The following is a 26,861-nucleotide window of genomic DNA, read 5'->3' as shown; positions in this document are numbered from 1 at the left end:
ATCCGTGGTTCAGCGCTTAAAGCATTAGAAGGCGAAGCAGCGTGGGAAGACAAAATTGTTGAATTAGCTGAAGCATTAGACAGCTACATCCCAGAGCCAGAGCGTGATATTGACAAACCATTCCTATTACCAATTGAAGACGTATTCTCAATTTCAGGTCGTGGTACAGTAGTAACTGGTCGTGTTGAACGCGGTATCATCAAAGTGGGTGAAGAAGTTGAAATCGTTGGTATCAAACCAACAACTAAAACTACTTGTACTGGTGTTGAAATGTTCCGTAAATTACTTGACGAAGGTCGTGCAGGTGAAAACGTTGGTGTATTACTACGTGGTACAAAACGTGAAGAAATCGAACGTGGTCAAGTACTTGCAAAACCAGGTTCAATCACTCCACATACTGATTTTGAATCAGAAGTGTATATCTTAAGTAAAGATGAAGGTGGTCGTCATACTCCATTCTTCAAAGGTTACCGTCCACAGTTCTACTTCCGTACAACTGACGTAACGGGTACTATTGAATTACCAGAAGGCGTAGAAATGGTAATGCCTGGTGACAACATCAAAATGACAGTATCATTAATTCACCCAATCGCGATGGCTGAAGGTTTACGTTTTGCGATTCGTGAAGGTGGCCGTACTGTTGGTGCTGGTGTGGTTGCTAAGGTTATTAAATAATCTGCCTGCTACTATAAAGAGTAACCAACTGTTACTCTTTACCATCAATCAAAAAAGTGCACAATGTGCACTTTTTTGATAACCATCGATCATATCCATGAAGCACAATAGATAACTTTAAAAATAAAATCAAATATTTACATAAAGTTACAATCAATCCATTCGCTGTGCTTTTCCCATTTTTTTTAAAAAGACTTGCTGTTGCACAAATAGTTCATATAAGGTGATTTCGTGATAATCAATCTGATGTTGCTTGGCAATTTGTTGAATAATTTTCGTCAGGTGTTGATAGTGACGATGGCTGAAACCAGGATATATATGGTGAGTTAGATGTAAATTTAATCCACCTAACCAATATTCTAAAATGGGAAACTTTAATCGCCAATTAAGCGTAGTATTAAATACATGTTGTATCGAACCATGTGGCATAAGACCATGTTCGGGCGCTTGATAAAAGGTCGCTTTTGCCCAGTGGGTACCAAGAATCAGTATGACAAAAATCAGTGAAGCAAAAAATTGACTTAAACCATAGACAATGAGAATAAACCATAAACTAAATTGAGGACAAATATATACCGGAATAACAATAGCCAAACTAACATGTAAAGCCTTAATAACCAAAAAGGCAAACCAACCAACTATGCCATGATGGGTAAATTTGTTTTTATCAAAATTTAAGCCTAACCGATCTTGCCAATCAAACCACCAAATAATTGCAGGAAAGGTCATTCCTGCCACTAATGGCCAGTAATAATGCTGATAACGCATAAACCAATGGTGCACTTGGAAAGGTGTTTGCCTAAGCACGCCATTATACTCAATATCTAGATCATAATGTTCAATATTAGTAAAAGGATGATGCTGCACAACATGACGAATACGCCAGCATTCTGGATCAATCCCAAGTGGAATGGTAATTAGTCGATTAAGCCAAGTATTTGCGTTGCTTGATTTAAAAAATACATTATGTGATGCGTCATGCACCACATTAATCGCTAATAGTAGGGCGAGCGAACTAAACATAAAATAGTAAAGAGAGAATAGATACGCTGATTGTTGAAAAAACGCGCAACAGTAAAATCCTATACACAGAACTAAGAGTAAACCTAACTTTAAATACATGCCACTATTTGCATAACGATGATCATTTTGGGAAAATAAATAATCTTTTGCTGCCGTATTTAATGCTTCTCGCAATAATATATCTTGCTCATTACTAAACCGTAGTGTGGGCTGTTGTGGTTGCGGCTGTGATTGTGGCTTTTGCATTAGTCTGACTCTGAATAGGAAGTTTGTTTATTCGGATTTTGTGCCATTTTACGGATAAATTGTTGCTGTTGAGTAAGTAACTCAAGATAGCCTAACCTGCGATAAGGTAATTGATACTTTTGTGCTAATCGTTCAACAATTAGCATTAACGCTGGATAATGGCGATGGCTCCATCCTGGAAACAGATGATGAGTAAGATGTAAATTTACCCCACCTAATAATTCGTTAAATATTTTGGGAGATGGGTACCAATCACAGCAGGTAGTAAATTGCTGGTAATACCAACCATGCTCTATTTTGCCATCTTTGGGTGCCGTATAAAATGCAGGATCGGCCCAATGTGTCCCTAAGAGTAAACACACAACAATTAAGGATGAAAGCATTTGTGTGATAAGATAAACCGATAGTACACCATACCAGCTAATACCCGCCGAAGATAAAATAAATATCGGTAGCATTAGGGCTATGATGAAATGCAAAATTTTGCTACCTAAAAATAACCCCCATCCTGTGAGACTGGTTAAGTTTTTTTTATCTGATGCTAGCGCAGTTTTACCTAATTGATCAGACCAATCAAATACCCATGCAATATAAGGTAATGATAACCCAGCAATAAAAGGCCAATAAAACGACTGAAATCGCATGTGTGGGTACCATTTTTGAAATGACGTTTGGCGAAAGACCCCATTCTCTTCCATATCAAGATCGTATTTGTCGATATTAGGATAAATATGATGATAATCAACATGCCTAACTTGCCAATAATGTGGATCAATACCCAAAGGTAATGTCACCAATCGCCCAAAAATGCGATTCGCTAGTCGAGTTCGAAAAAAGACATTATGGCAAGCATCATGTTGTGCATTAATATTGGCTAGCATGGCTGACATAACAAAACCAAAATAATAAAGCGCAAATAACCCGATAGTCACTTGATGTAAACTGAAGAAATAACATACAGCACAAAGGAATAATAATAAGAAATTCTTAAACAATAATGTGCTATTAGCAAAACGATGATCGCCTTTTTGAGCCAAATAAGCTTCAGCTTCTGCCATTAATTCTTGATGAAATGGTTCATCATTATTGGTGTAGTGTAACTTAGGTAACGGTTTAGTTGACATGATATTTTCCTATAAGCCACATAACATAAGTGATTGAGCCATGTATTGTCATCAAGCTTGCAAATAATAGCCAGTAAAATGGTGGCCATTGCCAAAAGATGGCAAAAAATAGAGGAATCAACCAGCACAAGACAAACCAACTAACTATTCCCCAATGTTTGCCTTCCGCCATGCCTCCTAAGGCAATACTACCCAATACCAAACTGCCAAATAATAGATACTGCGTCATGGTAACATTATGGTAACCGTAGCCATAATCATAGACGTAGCTTAATACCAAGCCAAATAGAACTAAACCACCACTCACTAATAAACCATGCGGTAAGCGATAACGGGATAAACTAGGGGAATAAGGAATGTTGAATAATGCCATAAAAGGTAACATGCTAGCCCAAAAAGGATTTTGTGACATAATGCCATGGCTACCATAGGTAATCGTTTTATCGACAGGCGTTGTTTCAAACGTACCGAAAAGCTTATCCCAGAATATAAATGACCCTGAAAAATTATGATTAGCATAATAATGGTCTTTAAGGTGATGGACTTTATGATGCGTTGGCGTAACCAAAATCTTTTCTAATAGACCTAGTTTTGGGGTGACAGCATTGTGATTAAAAAATTGAATCGAATAATGAAAGATCGACACGGCAATAAAAATTGGTGTTGGAACGCCTGCAATAGCCAATAAGGCAAAAAATGGGATTGAAGTAAGCGATGAATACCACGAATTACGGATAGCTAAAGATAAATTAAAATGTTCGCCTTGATGATGCACCATGTGAATTGCCCACAATAGGGGTATTTTATGATGTAAACGGTGTTCCCAATAAAAACCAAAATCCCAAGCCAATAAGGTAAATATCCAAGTTAAAATGATCGGCACATGGATAAACAGATTAAAGCTAAAATGCGTATAAACAAAATGGTAGCAGACTAATTCAAGCCCACGAAACAACCAAAGCATTAAATGCCCTGAGTTTAAATTAAAAATAATATCAGACCAGTTAACGGTTACTTTTTTTATATATTGTAAAACGAAAGCTTCTGCAACAATCAAGATTAACATTATCACAAAAGGTAAAACTAAATCCAACATAATAAGATTCCTATTGTTCTAAATTTTGTTTAATTAAATAAGAAGAGCCGTAACGCACACCATACCCCACCATCAACGCTAATGCGATCCCACCAAGAAAATCAACAAACAAGTGCCGCCTAAGTTGGATAATCGAAAAAGCAATGGCTATGCCCCACAGAACTAATAATATATTACGCAGAGGATGATACTTATCTAAACTCCCCCAAATTGCAAGCAAGGTTAAAGTAATATGTAACGAAGGAAAGCAGTTAACAGGAACATCAATATCAATCAGCTTGGCTAATAGCCAAGAACTAATTGAAGTACCAGTATCGACAGGAAAATCCATCGAGGTCGGAAAAATAAGGTAACAAAGCCCTGCAAGAAAGCCACTTAATATAAAACAGGTAGACATCCAAAGTAAGCGATGATAAGGAGCGACTAAAAAACAAATTGGGATGATCAAAAAGAACGAAAGATAAAACCAAATAGCATGAGGTGTAAAGGCAATCGATTGGTCAATTATCGAAGGGGTAAGTAATGTCGGCTCGCCTTGTAGCTCACCCGCACTACGATAAAATACCCCCACACTAAGCCATCCGAACAATAAATAGGCTAATCGCATAAGACAAGGCTTTATTAACTTCATTGGCTACCTCGCTCACGAATGATCCGCCGTCTTTTTTGTGCAAAGTCTTTGGGTAGTGTAACAACTGACGTAAGCTTCCAGCTTAGCGCATCAACCTTGGCACCTTGTTGAATAAAATGAGCCGTTAATGCCTGCTGACACTGGCTTAACTGTTCTTTTGAGCAACTGCCAATGAGTTCAATACATTGATCGTTGTGCTGAATCAGGCGGTAATCACAGGTTAGCGGTAAGGTATTGGCTATTACTCGACTACAATAATCAGCAAAAATGGTTAATGGTTTCCCATGTTGATCTGTTAATACAAGCTGATCATCGCATCGCCCCTCAATATGTGAAATCGCCATACCTTGCCAACCACATTGGCATGGCGTTTGGCTACGAACTAAAATATCATCTAATTGATAACGTACGATAGGCTGTGTTTGCCGAGTAAAATCGGTGATAATTGGTATAAAACGATCTTCATCTAACCAATGAGGTTCAATATAGATAAACTCTTCATTTAAATGCAAAGTGCCGAGTGGACAGGTTGCAGCAAGAAATCCTTCGGTGGCTTGATAAACTTCAGCGAGCTGATTAAACGCTTGTTTGATAAGTTTTTTATCTTGTTCTTCGAGCACTTCTGCGACAGATATCACTAAAATAGGATTGACTGTTAACTTGTCGTTGAGTTTTTCAGTTGCAAGAGCGCGCAGTACCTGTGCAGGGGCAATAATAATAGTTGGTTGATAGTCATCCAGCGATTGGATCTGTTGTTGAAAATTATCAAACAACCCGTAAAAACGAAAGGTCAATCGATGACTTTTAGTACTATGATAAAGATGATTATCAGCTCTTAAAAACAGTGCAACACGTTCTTCTTTCCATAACCCGCGTGGTAACATTTTTGCCAGTATGCCTCCAGCCCAAATTTGTTGTTCTTTTGGACTAACCACAAAAATCCCTCGTTGCCCTGAAGTTCCTGAAGATAATCCCACACTAAACTTACCCATTTTGGCGCTAAAATCGCGCTTTTGCTCGCTTTGTTGGGCTAATGCCAATAACGCTTGGCTATTAAGATTTGCGGTATTCATTTGATCAAAATTCGCCATCATCAATTGTTTGTTCATCAGTGGCCAAGTATCAAAAGGTTGTTTAATAAATCGACTAAAGTAAGGGCTTTTGCTTAATACCCGCTGTTTAAATTTTTCTAATTGTTTGCGTTGATATGCTTCAAGATCTGCTCGGCAGCTAAATGTTAAGCGTTTGGTGCGCCAATAATACCAAAGTATTTTTAGTAGCCTCATTGTTCATCCTCATGGCTTAAATAAATGGTAACATTAGGTTGATAAGAAAGTTGGTGTAGTTGATTAAGGGTTTGATGATAGGCGCGTGGATCGTCCATAATGAGTTGCGCCAAACGAGACGGCTTTTTTAACTCTTTATAATTAGCTTTAACCCATGCTGCATCGCTAGCCAAAAGTGTCCACCCCTCATCAGTCAAGATAAATGCGCCAATGTGACCAGCTGCATGACCAGGTAAAGGCACTAAAATTACCTGCTTTTTGCTATTAGGTAAAATATAGCCATGCGTAAAAGGAGATAACTCAGGTGCTAAAGTGCAACACTCAAATTGTTCTAAAAAACTAACACGCTGTTCAAAATCATCAGGAATAAGATCGGGAACAAAACCTTGCTTAAGGGCAAAAAAGCCATATAGCGGTTTGACCGTTTGCCAACCTTTTTGGGAACAAATAAAACGGCTGTGAATAAAATCTTTCAATCCCGCAATATGATCACCATGAAAATGTGAGATAATCACATTTTGTATACTGGCAAGCTCAATACCCAAAGTCGCAAATTGCGCTTTTAATGATTCGCCTTGCTTTAGATAAACTGGGGTGGTTTTTTGATAAAGTTTGAATATGCCCGATTGGGTATATTGTTGAAAATACTCAGCATATCCAGTATCCCACAACCAGCGATAGCCATCAACCTCAATTAGCCAAGCACGTGCAGGAAACTGGCAAACATGAAATCCAGCACCCCGCATAACCATACACGCAATATGAGTACAGTATCCAGCTTTAAATGGGATTATTTTAGCCATCTTATACCATTCCACTTTCCTGTAACCAGCGCGCTGTCAGCGTAATGCTTTCATTAAGATCATATAAAGGTTGATAACCTAAACGTTCAATCGCCTGTTGTTGGCTTAAAGTCATATCAAAATATAATGTACCAACGCTATAACGCGTTAGTAGTGGTTCTTTATGAGTTAAAGCCGATACCCCCTCAAGCACAGTAGCGATACCGTAAAGTAGTGGATAAGGGAGCGAGCGAATTTTATAATCGAGTTGCAATTGATCGGTTAACAACGCCTTTAATAATTGATTAAGCTGACATGGTTGTTGATTGGTAATATTAAAGGCTTCACCCGACAATACTTGCTGCTGAGTTGAGGCCACAAATAAAGCATAAACTACATTTAGCACAAAGGTAAGATCCAAATAAGCTTGCCCTCCTGCTGGCAAATATAATATACCGCCAGTACGTTTTAATAATGCAAGCATACGAGGAATAATCACACGATCATGTGGTCCAAATATACCTCTCGGTCTTAATATTAGATAAACAGTTTCACGATAGCGTGTAACACATGTTTGAATATGCTGTTCGGCTTGATATTTGGTATCAGCATAATGATTAGCAAACCGTTTAGCTCGATATTCTTCAGAAATATGACGGTGGGATTTAAAATCAAAATAGATCGATGGCGTGGATACATGAATAAAGCGCTTAATCCCAAGTTGCCCTGCAATATCGGCTAATTGTGAGGTCACTAAAACATTCGCCTGATAAAACCATTCATAATTCCCCCAAGGGGATGATAACGCAGCACAATGCCAAACTATATCACAATCTCTCAATAATTGGTGATAATCCATTTTGCTCGCCGTGACTAAATCAAGCTGAGTAAACGTAGCACCTAGCGCAATAAGTTGCTTTCCCACCTCATTATTGCGCCCTGTCGCATGCACTTGATGACCTTGTTTAAGCAACCACTCAACTGCATTACGACCTAAACCACTGGTCGCACCAGTAACTAAAAATCTCATGGCAATAAAATCATTCCCCCTAAAGTGACCCCAGCAGCAGTACCTATCAACATGGCAGGTTTGCCAGAATTAAATCGTTTAGTTATTATTGCTTCATGCAATGCACTAGGTATCGAAGCTGCCACTTGATTACCGCGAAAGCGGTAGATATCAATTAGCACGTCACTTGAAACATTAAGTCGTTTACGCATATGTTCTAAAGACAAATGGCTAGCTTGATGAGGAATAACCGTAGCAATATCGGCAAGAGTTAAACCAGCTTGATTTAATAAGCGAGCTAAATATGGCTCAATTAACGAAGATACCAGTTTAAATAATGGCTTACCCTGCATATGGAAAAGACAATCGGTTTCATCCATCCCAGTTCTAAAATTTCGGCGGCTCCCGCCACCGCGAATTTCACATAGATCAATACCATCGGTATAAGTCTCTAACAAACAAGAAAGAATACCACTGCGACCATCCCCTTGTTCGACAATAGCACAAGCAGCGCCATCACCAAAGATAAATGAAGATTCTTCATCTTGCCAATCTAACCCTCGTGAAGCCAAATCTGCCGAAACAATAGCGATTCGCTTATAAGCACCAGAATTTAATAGCCCAGCAGCCACTTGTAACGCACTAATAAAGCTCACACAACTGCCATTAACATCAAAGCAGGTAATATTTTTGGAAAGTGAACTGGCTTTTAGAATATGGGTTGCGGTATATGGTAGGGCTTGAACAGGAAGTGCACAAGCTGAAATTAATAAATCAATCGATTTTGCGTCTATATCACAACGCATTAACGCATCATTAATCGCTTGGGCGGCTAAATCGGCTTGACTCAATTGCTGATCAGCGTGATAGCGATAAAGGATACCTGAACGCTTAAGCGAATAACCAGCAGGTTTATTCAGCCTTTTATCTAATTCTTCCGCATCAAGTTTATTTGGCGGTAAAGCAATACCGGTTGAAATAATTTTGATAGGGACTACCGTTTTGTTTAGCACTTCATTGTCTTTTAACAAAAGCTATACTCCAAAAACTATCCTGTACCAATTATTATAGTACTCTATTTAATTCTAATAAACTTTTTTTAAACTACAGGTTATTAGTGGGTCGGCCCACACTTTTTATAAGAGATAAGGTAAACTTACCACAATTAAAAAAGAAGCTAATATAAATAAGATTAAACGAAAAAAGCGAACATTCAATGATGATTTTAAATACCAAATCATCAGTCTTTATCAACACGGTAAATCACGTTGTGAAATCGTTGCAGAATATAATTTGACACCATCAGCATGGGACCGTTGGGTAATGTAAGCCCGTTAAAGTGGCTTATTTAAAACAAAAGATAATCACAGTCCATAAGAACAAAAGTTATTGCGCGGATAATAAAATCCTTATTGTGCGTATCAAAATAACACCATTAAACGTTATAAACCTCATAATACAGAAGTGAATCAAACAGCCAAAAAGAATCGTTGACAACGGCAATTTGACGTAGATGATAAAAAGCAAAATGTTGTTGCAAATTTAACTTATATACGCATTAATCAACGTTGGCATTACTTATGTGTTTTTGATGAATTTACCCGATAGACAGATTATCGGTTATCATGTTGGTAAACATAAAACGGCAGAGTTTGATAACTGGTTATTAGAGGATTGTTTTAAGGTATTTAATATCACACATTCATTAAACAAGAAAGGAAGTCCTGATGGCAATACAGTAGCCGATGCGACATTGAAAACAATTAAAACAGAGTTTGTAAAAGGCCAACGTTTCAACGCCATGACTCAGTTACAGTGCGCTTTTTCGGCTTATGCCTGTTGGTATAATAATCAACGATGACATTCTTCGTTAGGCTACTTGCCTCCCGTCTAATTAAAAAAAACACTTACCCCTTAATTTTTCGTTTAAAAATGTGCTGCTATTCTAGCCATTATTATACATATCTTGGTTTATCATAGCCGATAATAGTAGTTTATTTATCTCTAAAATAATTGGCTAATTTGTCAATTTTTTTAGATTATCCATTGCAACCAAACAGCTATCATTCATGACTTAATAGCATTTTTTTGCTATAGTAGGCGCCATTTTATTTAATTTGGATGAATCTTAATTATGGAATCTATACCTAATTGCCCTGTTTGCCAATCTGAACACACTTATCATGATGGTTCATTTTATGTTTGCCCTGAATGTGCTCATGAATGGGATCCAAACGAAGTTGTAGCCACTGATGGTGAATTACAAGTAAAAGATAGTAATGGTAATTTACTTGCTGATGGTGATGATATTATTTTAATTAAAGATCTTAAATTAAAAGGATCGTCAACTGTGCTGAAAAAAGGTGCTAAAGCCAAAGGCATTCGTTTAGTAGACGGTGATCATGAGATCGATTGTAAAGTCGATGGTATGAAAATTATGCTTAAAGCTTGCTTTGTGAAAAAAGCTTAATTAGAAAGATTCAGTTCAAAAGTCGAGTTAAATATCCTATTCACATTGGTTTAACCAATATGAATAGGAATAGTTAACATAAAATAAGCTTCTAGTTAATTATTCATGACGTAAAACGAAGAGGGCTTCGTGAGATTGACTTAATAAAAATTTACCCTGCTTGTTATCGGCTTGTTCTATTAAACGGTCTAATTGCGCTTCGGCATCATCAGGTAGTGGATACGTATTCAGTAGTCGGCGAATCTTATTATTAAGCATCTTAAAATGATCATTGGGATATAACGCTTCTTCAAGAGCGATAGAGTAAAAAGCCACAACCCGGGATCTCATTTCAAGATCGGTTTCGTTGTTAAGTAGATCCATAAGTTGATCGAATGGCTTTTCTGAATCTGGAAGTAAAGCGAGCCTTTCGGCTTGTTTTATTCATTCTTGCTCTTTACCCATAGTAATTACACGCCATTAAGTTGTAAAAATTATATATTAACGATAACAGCAAAATACCGCTTATTTTGCTTGGCTTATAATCACAATGATTAGCTAAATTAATTAGCTTTAATAATCAACATGTTGATTTTATTCTTATCAGTCATTTTAGTGCTTAAAAGCCATTCAGAAAACCCATTGATTTTATTGAATTTTTTCTTTTTATGAAAATCAATCGTTTTTCTATGCTATTTTTTAGTTATCTTGTTATTTTAAGATAACTTTTCTTCCTGCATTTGGTTTTTTGCTGATAAATAAATGATTGCTAACAGATTAGATTTAGGCGATTTAGTGCCAAATATTTTGCCTCAAACATGGCGTTGAATGACTAAAAATAAGGTATTTTGCTACTTAAAAAAGAATTCAGAAAACCAATTGATTTTATTAGAGTTTTTTAAAGATTAACACCGTGCTTATTTGGCGTGAGAATATAGCTACCGATGGTATAAAGTAAGCACAGCAAACAAGCATGTTTGCAAGGCACTGCTTTGCCTAGAATAAATTAGCATCGTTGCGTTAAAACCAAGTGGCAAAGATCGGTTGTCAAAGCCTCCATTTTGTAGCCATGCTTAAAGCACAGGGGGATTTTACAGAAAATTTTTTGGTTTTAGCATGGTAGCACATGGTAGCCATAGCTTATTTTATTAATAGCGCTTCAAACACCCGAAATAGCACAGATCTCAAATTGACTTAGTGTTTTTATTGGCTGAAATATCGCAATAGAGTAGAAATTTGTTCAAACATTTGTTCAAAGACAAATGTAGCAAAGGTGGGCAATGCTGAAATTAAGTAAGTTAGCATGAGCAATCCTAATAATAATGTAGCTGGATAGCCGACAACAAAAATAGAGAGTTGTGGCGTTATTCTATTAAGTAGCCCTAATGATATATTGACGATTAGCAACAATGTCATTAAGGGAAGTGCTAACATTATCCCGTTGATAAATAATAGTTTACTGACATCAATTAAAGCTAAGTATCCGTTTGCTTGTAATGGCATTACTGCGATGGGAATAATATCAAAACTGTTTGCTATGCCGTATAACAACCATAAATGACCATCAACACTAAGAAAGATTAGCAGTGCAATAATGTTAATTAAGCGTGATAATACCGATGTAGATGGACCGCCAATAGGATCAAAAAAGGTGGCCATTCCAAGTCCCATTTGCATACCAATTAATTCGCCGGCAAATCGCACCGTCATAAATGCTAACTGCATAGTAAAACCAATAAGCACGCCAATCATTATTTGCTGTGCAATCATCCATATGCCAATAAAAGAGTATATTTTAATATGTTCATCAAGATGTGGAAGTGGCAAAGCAATTGCAATAAGTAATGCCAAGCTTATTTTTACGCGGTTGGGGATCTCTTTTTCTCCCAAAATAGGGGCAACCATAATCAACGCTAAAATGCGCACAAAGGGGAAAAAGCCATCTTTAGCCCAAGCAAAGAAATCAATATTAAATAAAATATTACTATTAAAATCCATTTAATTTAACGGGTTAAATTAGGAATATCGGTAATGACCGTTTGCATATAATCAATCATGGTTGATAGCATTGATGGTCCCCATAGGATTAAAACCACAACGACCGCGATAATTTTGGGAATAAATGATAATGTCATTTCGTTAATTTGTGTGGCCGCTTGTAATAAGCTAATGATTAATCCTGTTACTAAAGCAACTAATAGTAACGGTCCAGCCAGTGATGCAGCGACTTTTATTGCTTGTATTGCTAAGGTGCTAATATATTCGGGCGACATAGTGTAATTCAACTAAAAAAGCTTTGCGCTAACGAGCCCAGTAATAAGTGCCAACCATCGGCTAACACAAATAACATTAACTTAAATGGTAAAGACACCGTTGCTGGCGGTACCATCATCATGCCTAATGCCATGAGCGTGCTTGCAACCACGAGATCTATCACTAAGAAAGGAATAAAAATGGTAAAACCGATTTGAAACGCTGTTTTTAATTCACTGACAACAAAAGCCGGAACCAATACTTTTAAAGGGACATCTTCACGTGTTTGAATATCATTTTGGTGAGACATGTTAACAAATAATGCTAAGTCCGTTTCTCGTGTTTGGGCAAGCATAAATTGTTGTAATGGTTTAGCCGCTTGAGTTAAGCCCTCTTGCATGGTGATTTGATTTTGCGAATACGGCACATAAGCATCTTGATAAATGTTATCAATCACGGGGGACATAATGAAATAGGTCATAAATAGGGCAATGCCCAAAATAACTTGATTGGGTGGTGCCGATTGCGTACCAAGTGCATTACGTAACAGACCTAATACAATAATAATACGTGTGAAACTGGTCATTAATAACAAAATTGCTGGAATGAAGGTAAGCAATGTCAAAAAGACTAAGGTTTCAACAGGTAATGACCAATTTTGCCAATCACTCATCGGTTGGGATATGGCAGGTAACGTAGATAAGTCAGCATGGCATGATAAACTTAGCAACAATAAGCTGAGCAAAATAATAAAATTTAACCGCACTAGTTGTTACTCCTTTTTTGCTTTTAAAGCGGATTGTAATATCTGCTGAAATACGTTACTTTTCACACAAGTAGTATCTGTCGTATTTTGCGAAAGCAGTGCTTGAGTGCGTTGTTCATTGATAGTGTGTAATAACGTCATTTGTTGAGATGTAACCCCAATCACTAATAATTGGTTATCAACATGAACCACAACCATACGTTCTTTGGGGCTAATGCTATATGTGGCTTTGACATCAATCCATTGATTGGTCTTTTTTTTCCAGCTCATTCGTTTGGCAAGCCAACCTAACAATAAAATAAAACCAATGACAACGATAAGCGTTGATCCCATTGAGGATCCTACTTCGGTATAAATATTTAACGGAGAAGATGACGGAGCCAACGTTTTGGTGCTTGTTAACGTTTTGGTGTTTGCTATAGTATTTACAGGTTCAACCAAATTAGTTTGCTTCATTACCATTAATGGCTCAATCTTCACTATTAACGACTCAGTCTTCGTACACGTTCTGATGGGGTAATAATATCGGTGATACGCACACCATAGTTATCGCCCACAACGACAATTTCACCTTGAGCAATTAAGTAACCGTTAATCAATATATCCAATGGTTCACCTGCTAGCCCATCTAATGCAATTACCGATCCTTGTGTTAAATTTAATAGATCTTTAATTGCTATCTTGGTTCGACCAAGCTCTACACTTAAATCAACAGGAATATCTAAAATCAGATTAATATCTTGCTTTTTTTCTTCCGTTTGTTGCGGTGATAATGTTTCAAAAATTGCTTCTTTGGTAATAAGATCATCACCAGTTGCTTGGTTTTGGTCGTTATTTGCTTTGATGTCAGTCATGGGATACTCCTTCATTCAATTGTTCTATCACAGGGTTAATAACCTGATCGACTTGAATTGCATATTGTTTATTCACTTTACCATAATGACCCTTTAGCACAGGCACTCCACCGACAGTGACATCTAAATTGGTGGGTTTGTCGATGACTAAAATATCATCAACTTTTAAGGATAATAATTTAGCAACGGTTATATGAATACGGGTAAAGTTTGCGACTAATTCGACAGTTGATTGCTTGATCCCCGTTGTTAGTGAACTCATCCAAATATTATCATCTTGATAACTCTGTTGCTCGATAGGCGGTTTTATAAGTAGCTCTTTAATAGGCTCTACCATAGAATAAGGAATGCAAACGCAAAATGTTGCTTTGCTATGACCGACTTCAACTTTAAAATTTGTTGTTAATACAATATCATCTGGTGAGCTGGTAATATTGGTAAATTTACTTTGCATTTCAGATCGAATATATTCGGTTTCAATGGCGTAAATATCTGCCCACGCATTTTGATAAATGCCTAATGCTAACTCGAGTACTCGTTTAATGATTTGCTGTTCCGTGTGTGTAAATTCCCGCCCTTCGGTTTCTATTTGGGAAAAATGCCCATCACCGCCAAACAATGAATCCACGATAATAAACACTAGCTCAGGTGAGAATGAAAATAAACAAGTCCCTCTTAATGGATTAAGGTGCACTAAATTCAAATGATTTGCTGATGAAATATCAGAAAACTCTTTGAACGTGTGCGGCTCAACGGGAGAGGCAATCACATCAGTATTACGGCGTAATCGATTAAATAATCCAATTCGAAATTGCCGAGCAAAACGTTCATTAATGATCTCTAATGCCGTTAAACGTTCAGGGATAAATCGATGTTTGACTGATAAATCATAAGGTCTAACATCGGACTTTTTCCCTGTAGGCAGCGAAGTAGCCAAAGCATCAATATTGCTATCATCTTCAGCTACAACAAAATTATCTGGCGTTAAAGCATCACTGCTTTCATTCATATCTTGTTTCGGTTCGCGCTTATCAGGCATAGTCATCACCGTATAATAAAATCAGTAAATAAAACTTCATCAATATTTACCCAATGTTTTGCATCATATTTTCGCGATAACGTATTTTTTATCTGTTCTTGTAAATCGATTTTGCCTGTTTCTTGCTTTAGCTTATTAATATATTGCTTTGAAGTAAGGAGGAGGATATCGCTTCTTACTTCGGGTAAATAATCTAATAGCACTGTTTTTTGACTTTCATCATTAACACGTAATACCACCCCGACATAAAGGATTTTAGTCATCTCAATATTATCTTCAGCAACAGGCAATGAAATAGTAAACGGTTTTAATGTTAAAAATACTGGCGAGACGATTTCAGGCTCTTCTTGCACTTTAGTTGTGTCTTTGGGATAGCCTTGAAACCACAAATAAGCTGTAGCACCTATTGCTGATAGGGTAATAAGAATAAGGATTAAATTTAAAGCACTTACTTTTTTAGACGTTGTAGGCATATTTATTCTTGTCTCTATAAAAATTTAAAAAAATTTATAATCCATTAATTGGCTATAGTGACAAGAATAATAAATCATATTTTTAAAATTGATTTGAAGAATAGGCAACAAAACATGACCTATTTAAACGTTTCATCTTCTCTAATCCCCAATTTGTACAATAAATAGCAATTTTAATCGTTAAGCAAATATGCTGAGTGCTGATTTTTGTGGGCTATTTTCAACACGGATTTGTTCAACATTAATATCGTTTGTCTCTGGATCTAACGTTAGGGCGCTATGTGACTGATTGTGTTGGGTTTGCTGATACATAGCAGATTGTTGCGAATCACTCATCATCGAAAAGTCACCAATATCTGCTTGTTCTAGGGTAATGCCTTGCTCAGCTAATGATGTTTTTAAGAAAGGCAGTGCCGATTCTAACAGACCTTTAACAACACCATGTGCTGCCATCATATGAAGATTCATCTTATCATCGCTCATCGCAAGTTTAATGTGTAATGAGCCTAATTCTTGTGGGTGCAAATTTATGTTGGCAGATTGAATACCTTGCCGATTAAACATAATAATTTGTTCTGTTAATGAATTTTGCCATTGCGTAGTATTTGCTTGCATCGACATATTTAGTGTTGCTGATGTCGTGCTAGCATTAGCTGACGGTAATAATGCATTTTGCCCATTGGCATGGGTTGTTAAAGCTGATTCGGGATTGATATGCAAAATCGCACCTTGATCGTCATTATTTGTTATAAATGGTGTTTGATCTGCCATCGCTTTTTGCCTAATGTCGCTAGCATTTTGTGTATTATTCGTTGGATTAAAATGCGTATTACTCACATCATTTTTAATTCTTGTGGCTTTTTTATGCACCAGATCAGTGGCTATCGCTTGGTGATTGTCAGACAATGGCATGGCATCTGTTTGCTGTGTTGCTTTATTGATTAAATTCTCACTGTCATAAATAGAGGCCAGTAGCTGTGTTGGCTGATCATTAATTAACGTTTCTGACGATAAATTATCGAATACATCCGCCTCTAAAATGTCAGTGTTTAGAGGATTTGTTATCGATAAATTGGGCTTGGTTTTTGCCTCACTATTTTGTGCTGCGCTGACAACATCTTGTTTTTCTTGTTCAATAGTTTGTATATAAAAAGGATTGATAGCCATAATGATCATATCAGCATCATGATCTTCGTGCGTATCATCAATAACATTTAACTCAGCATGAATGATTTTTTTGCCTTGTTGGCTTTGCTTTTCACTCTGTTGCAATAATTGTTGAAAGCCATCACTATCACTTGCAATTACATCCGTTTCAACTGATTGTGATTGATGAGATGGGGTAAGATTTAAATCATTAATAAGATTAATATTCATTTAATACTCTCCTTGCTAGTTGTAGCTGTGCAAATTCATCAGTCAGTTTTTGTTGCAAACGGCTTTGTTGCTGTAACTGTTTTTTATATTGCTTGTCTAATAATGTTGTATAAGTGTTCAAGTTTTTTTGTGATTGATTAAGTTGATGGGTTATTTGCTTTTGCTTAACATCCAACGTTAACAATACTTTTTTTTGCTGTTCAATGCCTTTTTCAAGGGTTGAAATAAATGCATTAAAATTACTTAATTGGCATCCATTAATACCATGAGATAAGGCATTATTTAATTTTTGTTGGTACTCATCATAATAATCATTTAATACATTCAATTGTGATTGTGCATTACGATGATTTTCATGGGCTTTTTTTAACTTAAGTAAAGTGTCGTCTACCGATTTTTGCGCCAATTTTTTTAGTGTTAAAAAAGCAAATTGCCCAGAATTTTTATTTACCATTACTCAGTCCTAACTAGCTAATTTGGGTTCGACAATATTCACTAATTGTTGATAAGCATCTTGATAACTACAATGCTCATGAATTCCTTGCTGTAAAAATTTTTGCATAGCAGGAAACAGCATAATCGCCTTATCCAATAAAGGATCGGTGCCAGACACATAAGCACCAACATTAATCAAATCGCGATTTCGTTGAAAACTTGAAAATAACTGTTTAAACAACCTTGATTTTTTTTCATCCTCTGGTGCGGTAAGATCGGTCATCACTCGACTGATTGAGGCCTCGATATCAATAGCGGGGTAATGGCCAGACTCAGCAAGTGAGCGCGACAAAACAATATGCCCATCGAGTATGGCTCTAGCTGAATCGGCAATCGGATCTTGCTGATCATCACCTTCTGTCAATACCGTATAAAATGCCGTAATGGCGCCTTTTCCGCTTTCGTCATTGCCTGCTCTTTCAACCAAGGCGGGTAATTTTGCAAAAACCGAAGGTGGGTAACCTTTCGTTGCGGGTGGTTCTCCTATTGCTAACGCAATTTCACGTTGTGCCATGGCATAACGCGTTAAAGAGTCCATAATCAGTAACACATTAAACCCTTTATCGCGGAAATTTTCGGCGATTTTAGTCGCATAAGCAGCGCCTTGTAAGCGCAATAATGGCGAAACATCCGCTGGTGCGGCAACAACAACCGCTCGTGCTAATCCCTCTTCACCTAAAATATTTTCGATAAAATCTTTAACTTCTCGCCCCCGCTCACCGATTAACCCGACAACAATAATATCGGCTTGGGTGTAACGTGCCATCATGCCAAGTAAAACGCTTTTTCCAACGCCAGAACCAGCAAATAACCCCATCCGCTGTCCTTTACCAACCGTTAATAACGCGTTAATGGCTCTAACGCCAACATCAAGCACTTGGTGAACTGGCGTGCGCTGTAATGGGTTAATCGATTTATGAGATAATCCCCCAAACTCAATCTCTTCGGGTAACGGTTGACTATCTAACGGTTTACCCATAGCATCAACAACTCGCCCTAACAACCCCATTCCCATGGGTAATGCTTTATGACTAAAGTGCGCTAAATCATATTGCTTGGTATAAACACGAGCGCCTAATAAAATGCCGTCAGTGGATTCAAATGGCATTAAGTAAATTGTTTTATCATTAAAACCAACGACTTCACACTCAACGGCCTCAATTTGACCATTTGTTTGTCGCTCTACTAAACAATTAGATCCCAACGGCAATTTTAATCCGACAGCTTCAAGAACCAATCCCGATGCCTTTACTAACCGCCCATATTGATGAATTAAAGGTAGCGATTGCAATTGATCTATACCTTGATTAATTTTGGCGACCCATTGAGCAGAAAACCGCATATTAATGATCATCTCCATGTAAACAATCCGATATCATTTGCCAATGGTCATTGATATTGGTGTCAATTTCGTTGGTATCTGTAAAAATTTTGCAGCCACCCACTTCAATGCTAGGATTGGCAATTAATTGGCAGTGATATTGTTGGTTGTCGTCATTAAGCATGGGCTCTAGCCATTGCAAATCGGCTGGATTAAGATGCAACGGCATAGGTTCTGATAAAATTGAGCACTGCTCAACTAATGTTTGTATTGTGTGAATTAACTGTTTTTGTTTTATTTTAGCGAGGCTACCTACCGTCTTTTGTGCCGCAATTAACGCCAAATCAAACAATTTAGGTACAATTAATTCATCAATTTCATTAATTGATTGCTGAAAATTAGTGGCTAAACTGGCTATAGCATGAGCAGTTTTAAGCTTTTCTTCATTAAGTTGCTGTTCAATTTGCTCACGCCCTTGTTGTTGCCCAACAAGATACCCCTGCTCATAACCCGCTTGCTTACCTTCATTAAAGCCTTTCTCAAAGCCCTCATCGCGCCCTAAATTAAAACCTTCTTTATAAGCTTGTGCTTCTACTTCTTGCTTTAACTGTTCCCATGTTTTTTCAATAACACGAGGGTCAGGGCTAGCAGCGATTGATTCAAGATCAGGCTCAACCTGAAGCTTTATTTGATTATCCTCTACTTGCTCTGTCATCGTGTTTTGGCTTGATTCAGATAGATCGGATAATGCCAAATCACGAAAGTTGAGCGGTTCCCAATTTAAGCTATCGGGCTGATTATACATATTCATCATCACCGCTAGTTAAAATCATTTCACCACTTTCGGCTAATCGACGCGCAATAGCCAAAATTTTCTTCTGTTCAGTTTCAACTTGTGATAATCGTACTGGCGGTCGATTTTCTAAGTCTTCACGTAAAATCGAAGCCGCACGCTGTGACATATTACTTAATAGTTTGTCACGTAATTCAACCGTTGCACCTTTCAATGCAATGATTAACATCTCATTATCGATTTCTTTAAGTAAGCGTTGGATACTTCGGTTATCCACTTCAACAAGATTTTCAAACAAGAACATTTCATCAATAATTTTTTGCGTTAATTCACCATCATAATCACGTAATGCATTAATAACTTGTTCTTCTTGTTGTGTTTTCATTAAGTTAATAATTTCTGCTGCGGTACGTACTCCACCTAAATTATTAAGTTTAATATTTTGTCCGTGTAATAAGGTTGATAGTGAAGTTGAAAGCAATTGAAGCGCTGAAGGCTCAACCCCCCCAAAGGTTGCAATACGTAACATAACATCGTTACGTAATTCATCATCAAATAAGTTTAGAATTTCTGCCGCTAAATCACGATTTAAATGAACAAGAATCGTTGCTATAATTTGAGGGTGCTCTTTCTTCACTAAGTCAACCGCTCTTGTTGCATCAACATAATTGAGCATTTCAAGACCATCGGTAGCTTCTTCTTGTTCAGTAGATAAAAGTTCATCAAGTAAACGTTCCGCTTTTTCACTACCCAGTGAACGCCCCAATATTGAGCGTAAATAACCATTGGGATCAGTATTTAAAACAGCGCACTCTTCAAGCGCCACTTGACACTCATTAAGTATGCCTTTCAACTGTTCTTGAGAAAACTGAGGCAACGACATCATCGCACTACTAATTTGTTGCACTTCTTTTTGGCTAAGATGTTGCATTACTTGCGCCGCCAGCCCTTCGCCTAATACCATTAAAATGGCAGCCGCTTTCTGAGATTCACTTAAAATCATTGGTTAGTGTCCTCCTTACTCATCCAGCTACGAATAATTAATGCCATTACACGAGGCTCTTTCTCAACAATTTTTCGTATGTGCTGTTGTTGTTGCATATTATCTTCAAACATTTTGTGTTGCTGTTTACTGTGTGCTTTATAATCTAATTTTTCTTCCGCTGATAGCTCAATATCAGATGTTTGACCATTACTGTTAAGAAGCTGTCTTTGTAATTTTATCCAGAACGATCGTAATACCTTACGCCATAAAACCCATAAAATAGCAATATAAATTAAATATTTAACTGCATTTTTAACGGAGTCATAAAATTCATTTGTTTTCCAAAATGCGATATTTTCGTTGTCATCAAATAATTGATCAGTAAATTTCAAATTTGCAACCGTCAATGTATCGCCACGTAAATCAGAAAAGCCCATTGCTTGGCGTGCTAATGCTTCAATATTTTTCAGCTCATCGTTATCTAACTTTACCCATTGTTCTGTTATAGAAGATGACTTGCTGTCATCATCAGATTTATCCTCATCTGGCTCAATGGTGACAAATTTATAATTAACCAAAACAGCGACCGATAAACGTTTAACCCGTCCTTCAGGTATTTGGCTACGTATAACTTGTCTATTTACTTCAAAATTAACGGTATTATTCGATTGTAAGTTGTAAGGTTGTTGTTTATTATTTTTTCCAATCGATTCATCGTTTTCATCGATCGGTGCACTAGGTGTTGGTACAGGTTGATTAGATAACGCACCTGGCACCCCGCCAATACCATAGCTTGTTGCTGATTGATGATTTTCGACTTGCTGTTTACTACGAATGGTTTGATTCGCAATATTGCTATTAGGATCATACGTTTCTGATGTCGATTCTTGGCGACTAAAATCAACATCCGCATTCACTTGTACCTTGACGTTATTTTTACCCAAAATAGGAATAATAATTTTTTCTACTCGCTCACGAACGCTGTTTTCAATCCGCTCACTAAACTCCAACTGCGCAACATTCGCGCTTCTGTCACGATAGCTTTCACCAGTTAATAAATTGCCTCGCTGATCAATAATTGTGACTTTATCGGGCTGTAATTCCGGTACACTACTTGAAATCAAATGAATAATGCCATCAATTTGACCTTGCGATAATGAGCGACCTGGGAGTAATGTTAATGCCACTGACGCTGAAGGAAATTTGCGTTCTCTAACAAACAAAGAAGGTTTAGGCATAGCTAAATGCACTCGCGCATCATCAATACTACTAATGATAGCAATTGTTCTTGATAATTCGCCTTCTAAAGCGCGTTGATAATTAACTTGCTCATTGAATTGGCTCATACCAAAGCTTTCTTTATCAAGCAATTCAAAGCCAACTGCACCACCTTTAGGCAACCCTAGTTGGGCAATCCGTAAACGGGTATCGTAAACTTTATCTTCAGGAATTAAGATAGTTGTGCCAGAAGAGGAAAATTGATAAGGAATATTCATCTTATCAAGCTGGCTAATAATTTCGCCACCATCTTTATCATTCAAATGACTAAATAGAACTGCGTAAGGCTCATCTTTAGCCCATAAATAAACAAAACTCATCATTGCGATTGTAATTACACCCGCAATTAACAATGCCATTTTTTTGTTTTGTTTTAATTGATTAACAAAAGGTAATTTATTTAATATTGATTGACCTTTATTATTGACTGTTTGGCTAGTCATAGGCATCCTGATTCTAAACTATTTAGATTTACTCTGTCGTTTATTATCCATGTATTTAGAAAATTCAATGGCTAGAAAAGCGTGTAGTTTTCCCCTTACTTAAACCCTTTGGCTTTTTATTTTTATGATAAATTTAATGGCACATTGACAAAAAAACACAAGACGTAATTATCAACATGAATACAATCAATACGTTAAATTCAATTCAATTCGCTAGCTTAAATCAATTAACAGAAACTTCACAACAATCGACTATTTCTGATAAACAAAATTTTGATTTAGCGCTAAAAAACGCGTTAGATGGCATAAGTCAGCGACAAATACAAGCACATAATGACGCTAAAGCTTTCGAAATGGGCGATCCCAATACGTCATTAAATGAAGTGATGGTTAATATGCAAAAATCATCGGTTTCATTGCAGTTTGGCATTCAAGTGCGTAATAAACTGGTTGCCGCTTATCAAGAAATTATGAATATGAATGTTTAATTAATGGCATCGAATATCATTCTTATATCCTAAATTTTGCATTTTACTTTTACCGATAACCATTCATTCTGGTCTAAATGCGCTAATCAACGCACCACTCAATTCAAGTTTAAAATAAGCATCGCTCATATTTTTGATGCTTGTTTTGCTAGGCAATATATTATTTTTGCTATCAATTGATGACTCAAAAAACTTTACCATTTTTACTCTACTATTTAAAAAAATAGCGACATAATGCGATTATTTAATAAAAAACAACCAATGAAATACAACCAATGAAATACATAAAGGATTCAACGTGATAATATTCAAACAACAATATTATTCACTAGTCTATTACTTAGCATAGTATCAATCAATCGCCCTGAATAAAATTAACTATTGGCAGCAGCATCCAAACCAACAATGCCAATGGCACGGTTATCTTTTATGGAAAAGAAGAAGATAATCAAACAAAAAACGGTTTATTTTCAATAGACATGTTTGTTAAAACGAGTTGAATAGAAGGATTGGCTTGCGCTTTATCTGATACATAAAACTCAAACCAATTCGTTTACAAATTTACATTAATCTTGCCACTTCTTGATAGTTATCGATTTTGTTTTGATAATCAACATGCTCGCCGATCATCTTTCTCAGCTGAGCATGACGCGTAATAATCAATTGAGTTAATTGTTGTTGATAACTTAAAATGTTTTTTATATACATCTGAATGATATCGCGATGCTGTTTTGGCAATGTATCCATGCTAGTAAAATCGCCTGTTATTATAAGATTTTCAGACAATTGTTGATATTTTGCCTGCCAACTGACTAATGATTCCCAATGTTCATCGTGTGCATTAATCAACATTTGTTCAACGACATAATTCAATTGTTCATATTGTTCTAATAATTTATTTCCTTGCATAAGCATCCTTTTTTATTTTGCAATTTCACGCCAAGATTCGGCAATATTGTTTAACAGGTCATAACAAGTTTGTAGCTTTTCGTTATCATTATGTAAATTAGCTAAAACTAACTGTTGGCTAATATAGTGATAGAGACGATCTAAATTTTCGGCAATTTCTCCCCCCTTTTCTAAATCTAGACAGCTTTTAAGCCCATTATCAACAATATTAATCGCTTTAGAAATGGCATTACCTTTACCGACAATATTGCCTTTTTGAATATACAAGCTAGCTAATTTAATTGCGTTAAGCGCACCATCAAACAATAATACGATCAATTGATGAGGCGATGCTTGGCTAACACGCGTTTCTAAATTCACTTGCTCATAGGCCTTAGAACCTAATTGATACATTATTTACCCCCTATTTTTTTAAATTTGCCATCATGTCAAATTGGGTTGTTAAATAATTACTCATACTATCTAACTCGTTAATTAAAATATCTAATTTGGTAAATTGCACCCTATAACGTTCAATAGTTTGTTCAATAGAGTTGCTCACTTGTTCATGGCGTTTCTCTAATGATTTTAAGGTAGAATTTAACCCATTAGTTGCTGAATCAATCATGCCATCGCTATCAATAAATCCACTCACTTTTGCAAAAACTTCGTTAGCAATACCCGTTTTTTCACCATCACCAGTAAATAATATCATTACCGCATCGCTGTTTTCATTGAGTGCTTTTTTCAGCTCATTTTCTTTGATCGTTAACTGGCCACTTTTGTCCATATTGATGCCTATTTGCGACAAAACAGCAAATTCGCCTGATTGCCCTTTGGCAAAGATTGAACGAATACTTTGATCTATATTACGTAACGTTGAATCACCAATAAGTGGACCATTACTACTGTTTAATTCTTTTGAATTTGTATCTTCTGCAGTAAACTTAGTTAATGATGAAATCGTTGTTTGTAATTGATTAAATGCATCTACCCATTCTTTTATGGCCTCTTCCGCTTTTTCATGATCAGCCGTTATAGCAAGGCTTTGGCTAGTTGGTGTGGTCTGTTTTAAGGTAATATCAACACCGGCAATAACATCCTTAACCGTATTAGACCCACTGGTTATTGCAATACCATTAAACGAAAATTTAGCATCTTGCGCTTTTTCTACTTCGATCATGTGGCTATTATTCGCCTGATTAATGTCAAAACCGATAATATTGTTTAGCTGATCATCATCTGATGAAATAGACGTGATGGCTTGTTGTTCACCTGTTTCTTTCGAGGTAATCACTAATTGGTAGCTATCAGTGCCCGAACGGACAATTGCCGCATTCATTGTTGAAGGGCTTGTTGTGCCATCTTCATTAATCACTTGAGCATTATTAATAGCATTAGCTATGGATTCTAAGGATGTTTCATCTTGAGATAGCGTGACATTAAGCTTATTGCCATTTGCTTGTTCAATGGTAATAGTTCGGGTTTGATTATCATTGCCTAATTTGGCGTTTTTATCATTGATTGTCGATGTTGCAATACGATGAGATGACGCTAATTGCTCAACACTAACAGGATAATTACCCAATGCGGCTTTACTATTAGCATTCACCGAAAAATAATTATCATTGCCTGTCACAGATCGACCTTCAAATAAGTCCTTTTTTTGAAGTTTTGCTGTGGCGGTATTAAACGTTGTTAACGCACTTTTTAACTTACCAAAACCGCTGATTTTTGCATTAATCGCTTTTTGTTGCGTTACAATTGGTGTTAGGCGCGTTTTTTCGGCGGCTTCTAATTGATTTAAAATTTCATTAAGATCGATTCCCGAACCTATTCCTAATGCACTCATTGCCATGACTTAGTCTACCTATAACAATTATTCAATATTGTTTATATCGGCTAACTTTTTAAAAAATTTAGCTAGCAACACAACATTTATTTTATGTATAGGATTATTGTTGTTCTTTCGTTAAAAAAAAGGTGGATTTAAAATTTATTTAAAAAAATAACACCATGATTTATATCGAAATATAAAGATAATTTAAAGCTAAATGGCTTTTTTGAAAAAAGATAATCATTAAAAATATTAAAGTTCCCTAATTTGTTACCGATAAGTAATTTATCAGCAAGGATATTGAATTTTATTTCAATATATCGTTGGTTTTACTATTCATATTAACGGAGATAAAAATGGCTCAAGTAATTAATACTAATACAATGTCTTTAATGGCAAAAAATAACCTTAACAATTCTCAAAGCGTTCTTAGCACATCTATTGAGCGTCTTTCATCTGGTATGCGTATTAATAGCGCAAAAGACGATGCAGCAGGCCAAGCAATTGCTAACCGTTTTTCATCAAACATTAAAGGCTTAACGCAAGCGGCACGTAATGCAAATGATGGTATCTCTCTTGCGCAAACTACTGAAGGTGCGTTAAACGAAATCAACAACAACGTACAACGTATTCGTGAATTAACCGTTCAAGCAGCCAATGGTACCAACTCTGAAAGCGATTTAGTATCAATTCAAAATGAAATCGATCAACGTTTAGATGAAATCGATCGTGTTTCTAAACAAACTGATTTCAACGGCTCTAAAGTATTATCAGAAGATAAAACGCTTAAAATTCAAGTGGGTGCAAACGATGGTGAAACTATTGAAATCCATTTGAAAAAAATTGATAGTACTGAACTTGGTTTAAATGGATTTAAAATTTCAGGTGAAGACCTAACCGCAGATCCATTAAAAACAATTGATGAAGCATTATCAAAAATTGATGCTTTACGTGGTCAACTTGGTGCGGTACAAAACCGTTTCGAATCAACAGTAAACAACATCAATAATACTGTAAACAACTTAAGTTCTGCGCGTAGCCGTATTGAAGATGCTGATTATGCAACAGAAGTTTCAAACATGACTCGTGGTCAAATCTTGCAACAAGCAGGTACTTCAGTACTAGCTCAAGCTAACCAAGTACCACAATCAGTACTTTCTTTATTACAATAATTGTAATTACCCATTTTTGATCATTCAAACTTTACACATAGTCATAACAGTATTTTTATAATGCTGTTATGGCTAATA

The 26,861-nt window shown here is 36.5% G+C and carries 31 protein-coding genes; 5 read left to right on the top strand and 26 right to left on the bottom strand.

The features are described from left to right. A partial coding sequence (locus A9G47_RS07120) for an EF-Tu/IF-2/RF-3 family GTPase (protein ID WP_255309208.1) occupies nt 1–675 on the top strand: 675 nt, incomplete at its 5' end. Between the two features lie 153 nt (nt 676–828). On the opposite strand, the gene A9G47_RS07115 is transcribed toward A9G47_RS07120, so the two are convergent. Genes A9G47_RS07115 through A9G47_RS07080 form a run of 8 tightly spaced genes read right to left on the bottom strand, consistent with a single transcriptional unit; the run spans nt 829 to nt 8,903 of the window. Further along, nucleotides 829–1,944 carry a fatty acid desaturase family protein gene (locus A9G47_RS07115; protein WP_065642534.1) on the bottom strand — a complete coding sequence of 372 codons (1,116 nt, stop codon included), beginning with the start codon at nt 1,942–1,944 and terminating at the stop codon, nt 829–831. After that, the gene (locus tag A9G47_RS07110; RefSeq protein ID WP_065642533.1) at nt 1,944–3,068 is read right to left on the bottom strand and encodes a fatty acid desaturase family protein; all 1,125 of its coding nucleotides are present in this window, start codon (nt 3,066–3,068) and stop codon (nt 1,944–1,946) included. Before A9G47_RS07110 ends, A9G47_RS07115 begins: the two co-directional genes overlap by 1 nt. Further along, a complete protein-coding gene (locus A9G47_RS07105) occupies nt 3,058–4,164 on the bottom strand; it encodes a sterol desaturase family protein (RefSeq protein ID WP_065566169.1) in 1,107 nt (368 codons plus the stop codon). Before A9G47_RS07105 ends, A9G47_RS07110 begins: the two co-directional genes overlap by 11 nt. A 10-nt stretch (nt 4,165–4,174) precedes the next feature. Then, the gene (locus A9G47_RS07100) at nt 4,175–4,795 is read right to left on the bottom strand and encodes a phosphatase PAP2 family protein (RefSeq protein ID WP_218057446.1); all 621 of its coding nucleotides are present in this window, start codon (nt 4,793–4,795) and stop codon (nt 4,175–4,177) included. Beyond that, complete coding sequence (locus A9G47_RS07095; RefSeq protein ID WP_065642532.1) at nt 4,792–6,081, bottom strand: F390 synthetase-related protein; 1,290 nt, start codon at nt 6,079–6,081, stop codon at nt 4,792–4,794. The genes A9G47_RS07100 and A9G47_RS07095 overlap by 4 nt, the downstream gene beginning before the upstream one ends. Further along, nucleotides 6,078–6,884, bottom strand: a complete 807-nt coding sequence (locus tag A9G47_RS07090) for an MBL fold metallo-hydrolase (RefSeq protein ID WP_065642531.1) — start codon at nt 6,882–6,884, stop codon at nt 6,078–6,080. The genes A9G47_RS07095 and A9G47_RS07090 overlap by 4 nt, the downstream gene beginning before the upstream one ends. 1 nt (nt 6,885) lies before the next feature. Then, a complete protein-coding gene (locus tag A9G47_RS07085; RefSeq protein ID WP_065566166.1) occupies nt 6,886–7,893 on the bottom strand; it encodes an NAD-dependent epimerase/dehydratase family protein in 1,008 nt (335 codons plus the stop codon). Beyond that, nucleotides 7,890–8,903: a 3-oxoacyl-[acyl-carrier-protein] synthase III C-terminal domain-containing protein gene (locus tag A9G47_RS07080; RefSeq protein ID WP_218057356.1), complete on the bottom strand. Its 1,014-nt coding sequence runs from the start codon at nt 8,901–8,903 to the stop codon at nt 7,890–7,892. The genes A9G47_RS07085 and A9G47_RS07080 overlap by 4 nt, the downstream gene beginning before the upstream one ends. Before the next feature lie 560 nt (nt 8,904–9,463). Between A9G47_RS07080 and A9G47_RS07075 the strand changes: the two genes are divergently transcribed. Together A9G47_RS07075 and A9G47_RS07070 are read left to right on the top strand one after the other, a co-directional pair. After that, the gene (locus A9G47_RS07075; protein WP_065642530.1) at nt 9,464–9,733 is read left to right on the top strand and encodes an IS3 family transposase; all 270 of its coding nucleotides are present in this window, start codon (nt 9,464–9,466) and stop codon (nt 9,731–9,733) included. Between the two features lie 273 nt (nt 9,734–10,006). Continuing rightward, nucleotides 10,007–10,342 carry a zinc ribbon domain-containing protein YjdM gene (locus tag A9G47_RS07070; RefSeq protein ID WP_065566382.1) on the top strand — a complete coding sequence of 112 codons (336 nt, stop codon included), beginning with the start codon at nt 10,007–10,009 and terminating at the stop codon, nt 10,340–10,342. A gap of 99 nt (nt 10,343–10,441) precedes the next feature. Here the strand turns inward: A9G47_RS07070 and A9G47_RS07065 are convergent, their stop codons facing one another. From A9G47_RS07065 to fliF, 14 genes are all read right to left on the bottom strand, one after another. After that, nucleotides 10,442–10,672, bottom strand: a complete 231-nt coding sequence (locus A9G47_RS07065) for a hypothetical protein (protein WP_141674831.1) — start codon at nt 10,670–10,672, stop codon at nt 10,442–10,444. Nucleotides 10,673–11,524: 852 nt separating this feature from the next. Beyond that, nucleotides 11,525–12,319 carry a flagellar biosynthetic protein FliR gene (gene fliR / locus A9G47_RS07060; RefSeq protein ID WP_065642528.1) on the bottom strand — a complete coding sequence of 265 codons (795 nt, stop codon included), beginning with the start codon at nt 12,317–12,319 and terminating at the stop codon, nt 11,525–11,527. Nucleotides 12,320–12,324: 5 nt separating this feature from the next. Continuing rightward, nucleotides 12,325–12,594, bottom strand: a complete 270-nt coding sequence (gene fliQ / locus A9G47_RS07055) for a flagellar biosynthesis protein FliQ (protein WP_065566385.1) — start codon at nt 12,592–12,594, stop codon at nt 12,325–12,327. An 8-nt stretch (nt 12,595–12,602) separates the two neighbouring features. Continuing rightward, a complete protein-coding gene (fliP, locus tag A9G47_RS07050; protein ID WP_065642527.1) occupies nt 12,603–13,340 on the bottom strand; it encodes a flagellar type III secretion system pore protein FliP in 738 nt (245 codons plus the stop codon). A 6-nt stretch (nt 13,341–13,346) separates the two neighbouring features. Continuing rightward, nucleotides 13,347–13,802, bottom strand: coding sequence for a flagellar biosynthetic protein FliO (fliO, locus tag A9G47_RS07045; RefSeq protein WP_065566387.1), 456 nt, complete (start codon nt 13,800–13,802; stop codon nt 13,347–13,349). Between the two features lie 20 nt (nt 13,803–13,822). Then, nucleotides 13,823–14,194 carry a flagellar motor switch protein FliN gene (gene fliN, locus A9G47_RS07040; protein ID WP_065566388.1) on the bottom strand — a complete coding sequence of 124 codons (372 nt, stop codon included), beginning with the start codon at nt 14,192–14,194 and terminating at the stop codon, nt 13,823–13,825. Continuing rightward, nucleotides 14,187–15,233 (bottom strand): flagellar motor switch protein FliM, encoded by a 1,047-nt coding sequence (gene fliM, locus A9G47_RS07035; protein WP_176700672.1) that lies wholly within the window; start codon nt 15,231–15,233, stop codon nt 14,187–14,189. The genes fliN and fliM overlap by 8 nt, the downstream gene beginning before the upstream one ends. A 5-nt stretch (nt 15,234–15,238) precedes the next feature. Further along, nucleotides 15,239–15,706 carry a flagellar basal body-associated FliL family protein gene (locus A9G47_RS07030; RefSeq protein ID WP_065642526.1) on the bottom strand — a complete coding sequence of 156 codons (468 nt, stop codon included), beginning with the start codon at nt 15,704–15,706 and terminating at the stop codon, nt 15,239–15,241. Between the two features lie 180 nt (nt 15,707–15,886). After that, on the bottom strand, nt 15,887–17,083 hold the full coding sequence (locus A9G47_RS07025; protein ID WP_065642525.1) for a flagellar hook-length control protein FliK: 1,197 nt from the start codon (nt 17,081–17,083) through the stop codon (nt 15,887–15,889). Continuing rightward, nucleotides 17,073–17,537, bottom strand: a complete 465-nt coding sequence (gene fliJ / locus A9G47_RS07020; RefSeq protein ID WP_065566391.1) for a flagellar export protein FliJ — start codon at nt 17,535–17,537, stop codon at nt 17,073–17,075. The genes A9G47_RS07025 and fliJ overlap by 11 nt, the downstream gene beginning before the upstream one ends. A gap of 9 nt (nt 17,538–17,546) precedes the next feature. After that, nucleotides 17,547–18,920 carry a flagellar protein export ATPase FliI gene (fliI, locus tag A9G47_RS07015; protein ID WP_065642540.1) on the bottom strand — a complete coding sequence of 458 codons (1,374 nt, stop codon included), beginning with the start codon at nt 18,918–18,920 and terminating at the stop codon, nt 17,547–17,549. 1 nt (nt 18,921) lies between these two features. Beyond that, the gene (locus A9G47_RS07010) at nt 18,922–19,710 is read right to left on the bottom strand and encodes a FliH/SctL family protein (protein ID WP_065642524.1); all 789 of its coding nucleotides are present in this window, start codon (nt 19,708–19,710) and stop codon (nt 18,922–18,924) included. After that, a complete protein-coding gene (gene fliG / locus A9G47_RS07005) occupies nt 19,697–20,695 on the bottom strand; it encodes a flagellar motor switch protein FliG (protein WP_065642523.1) in 999 nt (332 codons plus the stop codon). Before fliG ends, A9G47_RS07010 begins: the two co-directional genes overlap by 14 nt. Further along, the gene (gene fliF / locus A9G47_RS07000; RefSeq protein ID WP_065642522.1) at nt 20,692–22,398 is read right to left on the bottom strand and encodes a flagellar basal-body MS-ring/collar protein FliF; all 1,707 of its coding nucleotides are present in this window, start codon (nt 22,396–22,398) and stop codon (nt 20,692–20,694) included. Before fliF ends, fliG begins: the two co-directional genes overlap by 4 nt. A 176-nt stretch (nt 22,399–22,574) precedes the next feature. Between fliF and fliE the strand changes: the two genes are divergently transcribed. Continuing rightward, entirely contained in the window at nt 22,575–22,886 is a 312-nt protein-coding gene (gene fliE / locus A9G47_RS06995; RefSeq protein WP_065566395.1) for a flagellar hook-basal body complex protein FliE, read from the top strand. A 63-nt stretch (nt 22,887–22,949) separates the two neighbouring features. Here the strand turns inward: fliE and A9G47_RS14240 are convergent, their stop codons facing one another. From A9G47_RS14240 to fliD, 4 genes are all read right to left on the bottom strand, one after another. Beyond that, nucleotides 22,950–23,087, bottom strand: a complete 138-nt coding sequence (locus A9G47_RS14240) for a hypothetical protein (RefSeq protein ID WP_176700671.1) — start codon at nt 23,085–23,087, stop codon at nt 22,950–22,952. 360 nt (nt 23,088–23,447) lie between these two features. After that, the gene (locus A9G47_RS06990; RefSeq protein ID WP_065566396.1) at nt 23,448–23,795 is read right to left on the bottom strand and encodes a hypothetical protein; all 348 of its coding nucleotides are present in this window, start codon (nt 23,793–23,795) and stop codon (nt 23,448–23,450) included. A gap of 12 nt (nt 23,796–23,807) precedes the next feature. Continuing rightward, nucleotides 23,808–24,188 (bottom strand): flagellar export chaperone FliS, encoded by a 381-nt coding sequence (fliS, locus tag A9G47_RS06985; protein ID WP_065566397.1) that lies wholly within the window; start codon nt 24,186–24,188, stop codon nt 23,808–23,810. Between the two features lie 10 nt (nt 24,189–24,198). Next, nucleotides 24,199–25,632 carry a flagellar filament capping protein FliD gene (fliD, locus tag A9G47_RS06980; RefSeq protein WP_065642521.1) on the bottom strand — a complete coding sequence of 478 codons (1,434 nt, stop codon included), beginning with the start codon at nt 25,630–25,632 and terminating at the stop codon, nt 24,199–24,201. 335 nt (nt 25,633–25,967) lie between these two features. On the opposite strand from fliD, the gene A9G47_RS06975 reads away from it, so the two are divergent. Next, complete coding sequence (locus A9G47_RS06975; RefSeq protein ID WP_065566399.1) at nt 25,968–26,783, top strand: flagellin N-terminal helical domain-containing protein; 816 nt, start codon at nt 25,968–25,970, stop codon at nt 26,781–26,783. Nucleotides 26,784–26,861 lie beyond the last annotated feature (78 nt).

It is taken from the genome of Gilliamella sp. WF3-4 (assembly GCF_001690275.1).
Taxonomy (GTDB): Bacteria; Pseudomonadota; Gammaproteobacteria; order Enterobacterales; family Orbaceae; genus Gilliamella; species Gilliamella apicola_C.
This window is presented reverse-complemented; position numbering and strand designations above follow the sequence as displayed.

Excerpts from the sequence above, each read along its gene's own strand:
- A9G47_RS07115 (WP_065642534.1), bottom strand. The coding sequence starts at position 1,944 with ATGCAAAAGCCACAATCACAGCCGCAACCACAACAGCCCACACTACGG.
- A9G47_RS07110 (WP_065642533.1), bottom strand. The coding sequence starts at position 3,068 with ATGTCAACTAAACCGTTACCTAAGTTACACTACACCAATAATGATGAA.
- A9G47_RS07105 (WP_065566169.1), bottom strand. The coding sequence starts at position 4,164 with ATGTTGGATTTAGTTTTACCTTTTGTGATAATGTTAATCTTGATTGTT.
- A9G47_RS07100 (WP_218057446.1), bottom strand. The coding sequence starts at position 4,795 with ATGAAGTTAATAAAGCCTTGTCTTATGCGATTAGCCTATTTATTGTTC.
- A9G47_RS07095 (WP_065642532.1), bottom strand. The coding sequence starts at position 6,081 with ATGAGGCTACTAAAAATACTTTGGTATTATTGGCGCACCAAACGCTTA.
- A9G47_RS07090 (WP_065642531.1), bottom strand. The coding sequence starts at position 6,884 with ATGGCTAAAATAATCCCATTTAAAGCTGGATACTGTACTCATATTGCG.
- A9G47_RS07085 (WP_065566166.1), bottom strand. The coding sequence starts at position 7,893 with ATGAGATTTTTAGTTACTGGTGCGACCAGTGGTTTAGGTCGTAATGCA.
- A9G47_RS07075 (WP_065642530.1), top strand. The coding sequence starts at position 9,464 with ATGAATTTACCCGATAGACAGATTATCGGTTATCATGTTGGTAAACAT.
- A9G47_RS07070 (WP_065566382.1), top strand. The coding sequence starts at position 10,007 with ATGGAATCTATACCTAATTGCCCTGTTTGCCAATCTGAACACACTTAT.
- A9G47_RS07065 (WP_141674831.1), bottom strand. The coding sequence starts at position 10,672 with ATGAGATCCCGGGTTGTGGCTTTTTACTCTATCGCTCTTGAAGAAGCG.
- fliR (WP_065642528.1), bottom strand. The coding sequence starts at position 12,319 with ATGGATTTTAATAGTAATATTTTATTTAATATTGATTTCTTTGCTTGG.
- fliQ (WP_065566385.1), bottom strand. The coding sequence starts at position 12,594 with ATGTCGCCCGAATATATTAGCACCTTAGCAATACAAGCAATAAAAGTC.
- fliO (WP_065566387.1), bottom strand. The coding sequence starts at position 13,802 with ATGGTAATGAAGCAAACTAATTTGGTTGAACCTGTAAATACTATAGCA.
- fliN (WP_065566388.1), bottom strand. The coding sequence starts at position 14,194 with ATGACTGACATCAAAGCAAATAACGACCAAAACCAAGCAACTGGTGAT.
- fliM (WP_176700672.1), bottom strand. The coding sequence starts at position 15,233 with ATGCCTGATAAGCGCGAACCGAAACAAGATATGAATGAAAGCAGTGAT.
- A9G47_RS07030 (WP_065642526.1), bottom strand. The coding sequence starts at position 15,706 with ATGCCTACAACGTCTAAAAAAGTAAGTGCTTTAAATTTAATCCTTATT.
- A9G47_RS07025 (WP_065642525.1), bottom strand. The coding sequence starts at position 17,083 with ATGAATATTAATCTTATTAATGATTTAAATCTTACCCCATCTCATCAA.
- fliJ (WP_065566391.1), bottom strand. The coding sequence starts at position 17,537 with ATGGTAAATAAAAATTCTGGGCAATTTGCTTTTTTAACACTAAAAAAA.
- fliI (WP_065642540.1), bottom strand. The coding sequence starts at position 18,920 with ATGCGGTTTTCTGCTCAATGGGTCGCCAAAATTAATCAAGGTATAGAT.
- A9G47_RS07010 (WP_065642524.1), bottom strand. The coding sequence starts at position 19,710 with ATGAATATGTATAATCAGCCCGATAGCTTAAATTGGGAACCGCTCAAC.
- fliG (WP_065642523.1), bottom strand. The coding sequence starts at position 20,695 with ATGATTTTAAGTGAATCTCAGAAAGCGGCTGCCATTTTAATGGTATTA.
- fliF (WP_065642522.1), bottom strand. The coding sequence starts at position 22,398 with ATGACTAGCCAAACAGTCAATAATAAAGGTCAATCAATATTAAATAAA.
- fliE (WP_065566395.1), top strand. The coding sequence starts at position 22,575 with ATGAATACAATCAATACGTTAAATTCAATTCAATTCGCTAGCTTAAAT.
- A9G47_RS14240 (WP_176700671.1), bottom strand. The coding sequence starts at position 23,087 with ATGGTAAAGTTTTTTGAGTCATCAATTGATAGCAAAAATAATATATTG.
- A9G47_RS06990 (WP_065566396.1), bottom strand. The coding sequence starts at position 23,795 with ATGCAAGGAAATAAATTATTAGAACAATATGAACAATTGAATTATGTC.
- fliS (WP_065566397.1), bottom strand. The coding sequence starts at position 24,188 with ATGTATCAATTAGGTTCTAAGGCCTATGAGCAAGTGAATTTAGAAACG.
- fliD (WP_065642521.1), bottom strand. The coding sequence starts at position 25,632 with ATGGCAATGAGTGCATTAGGAATAGGTTCGGGAATCGATCTTAATGAA.
- A9G47_RS06975 (WP_065566399.1), top strand. The coding sequence starts at position 25,968 with ATGGCTCAAGTAATTAATACTAATACAATGTCTTTAATGGCAAAAAAT.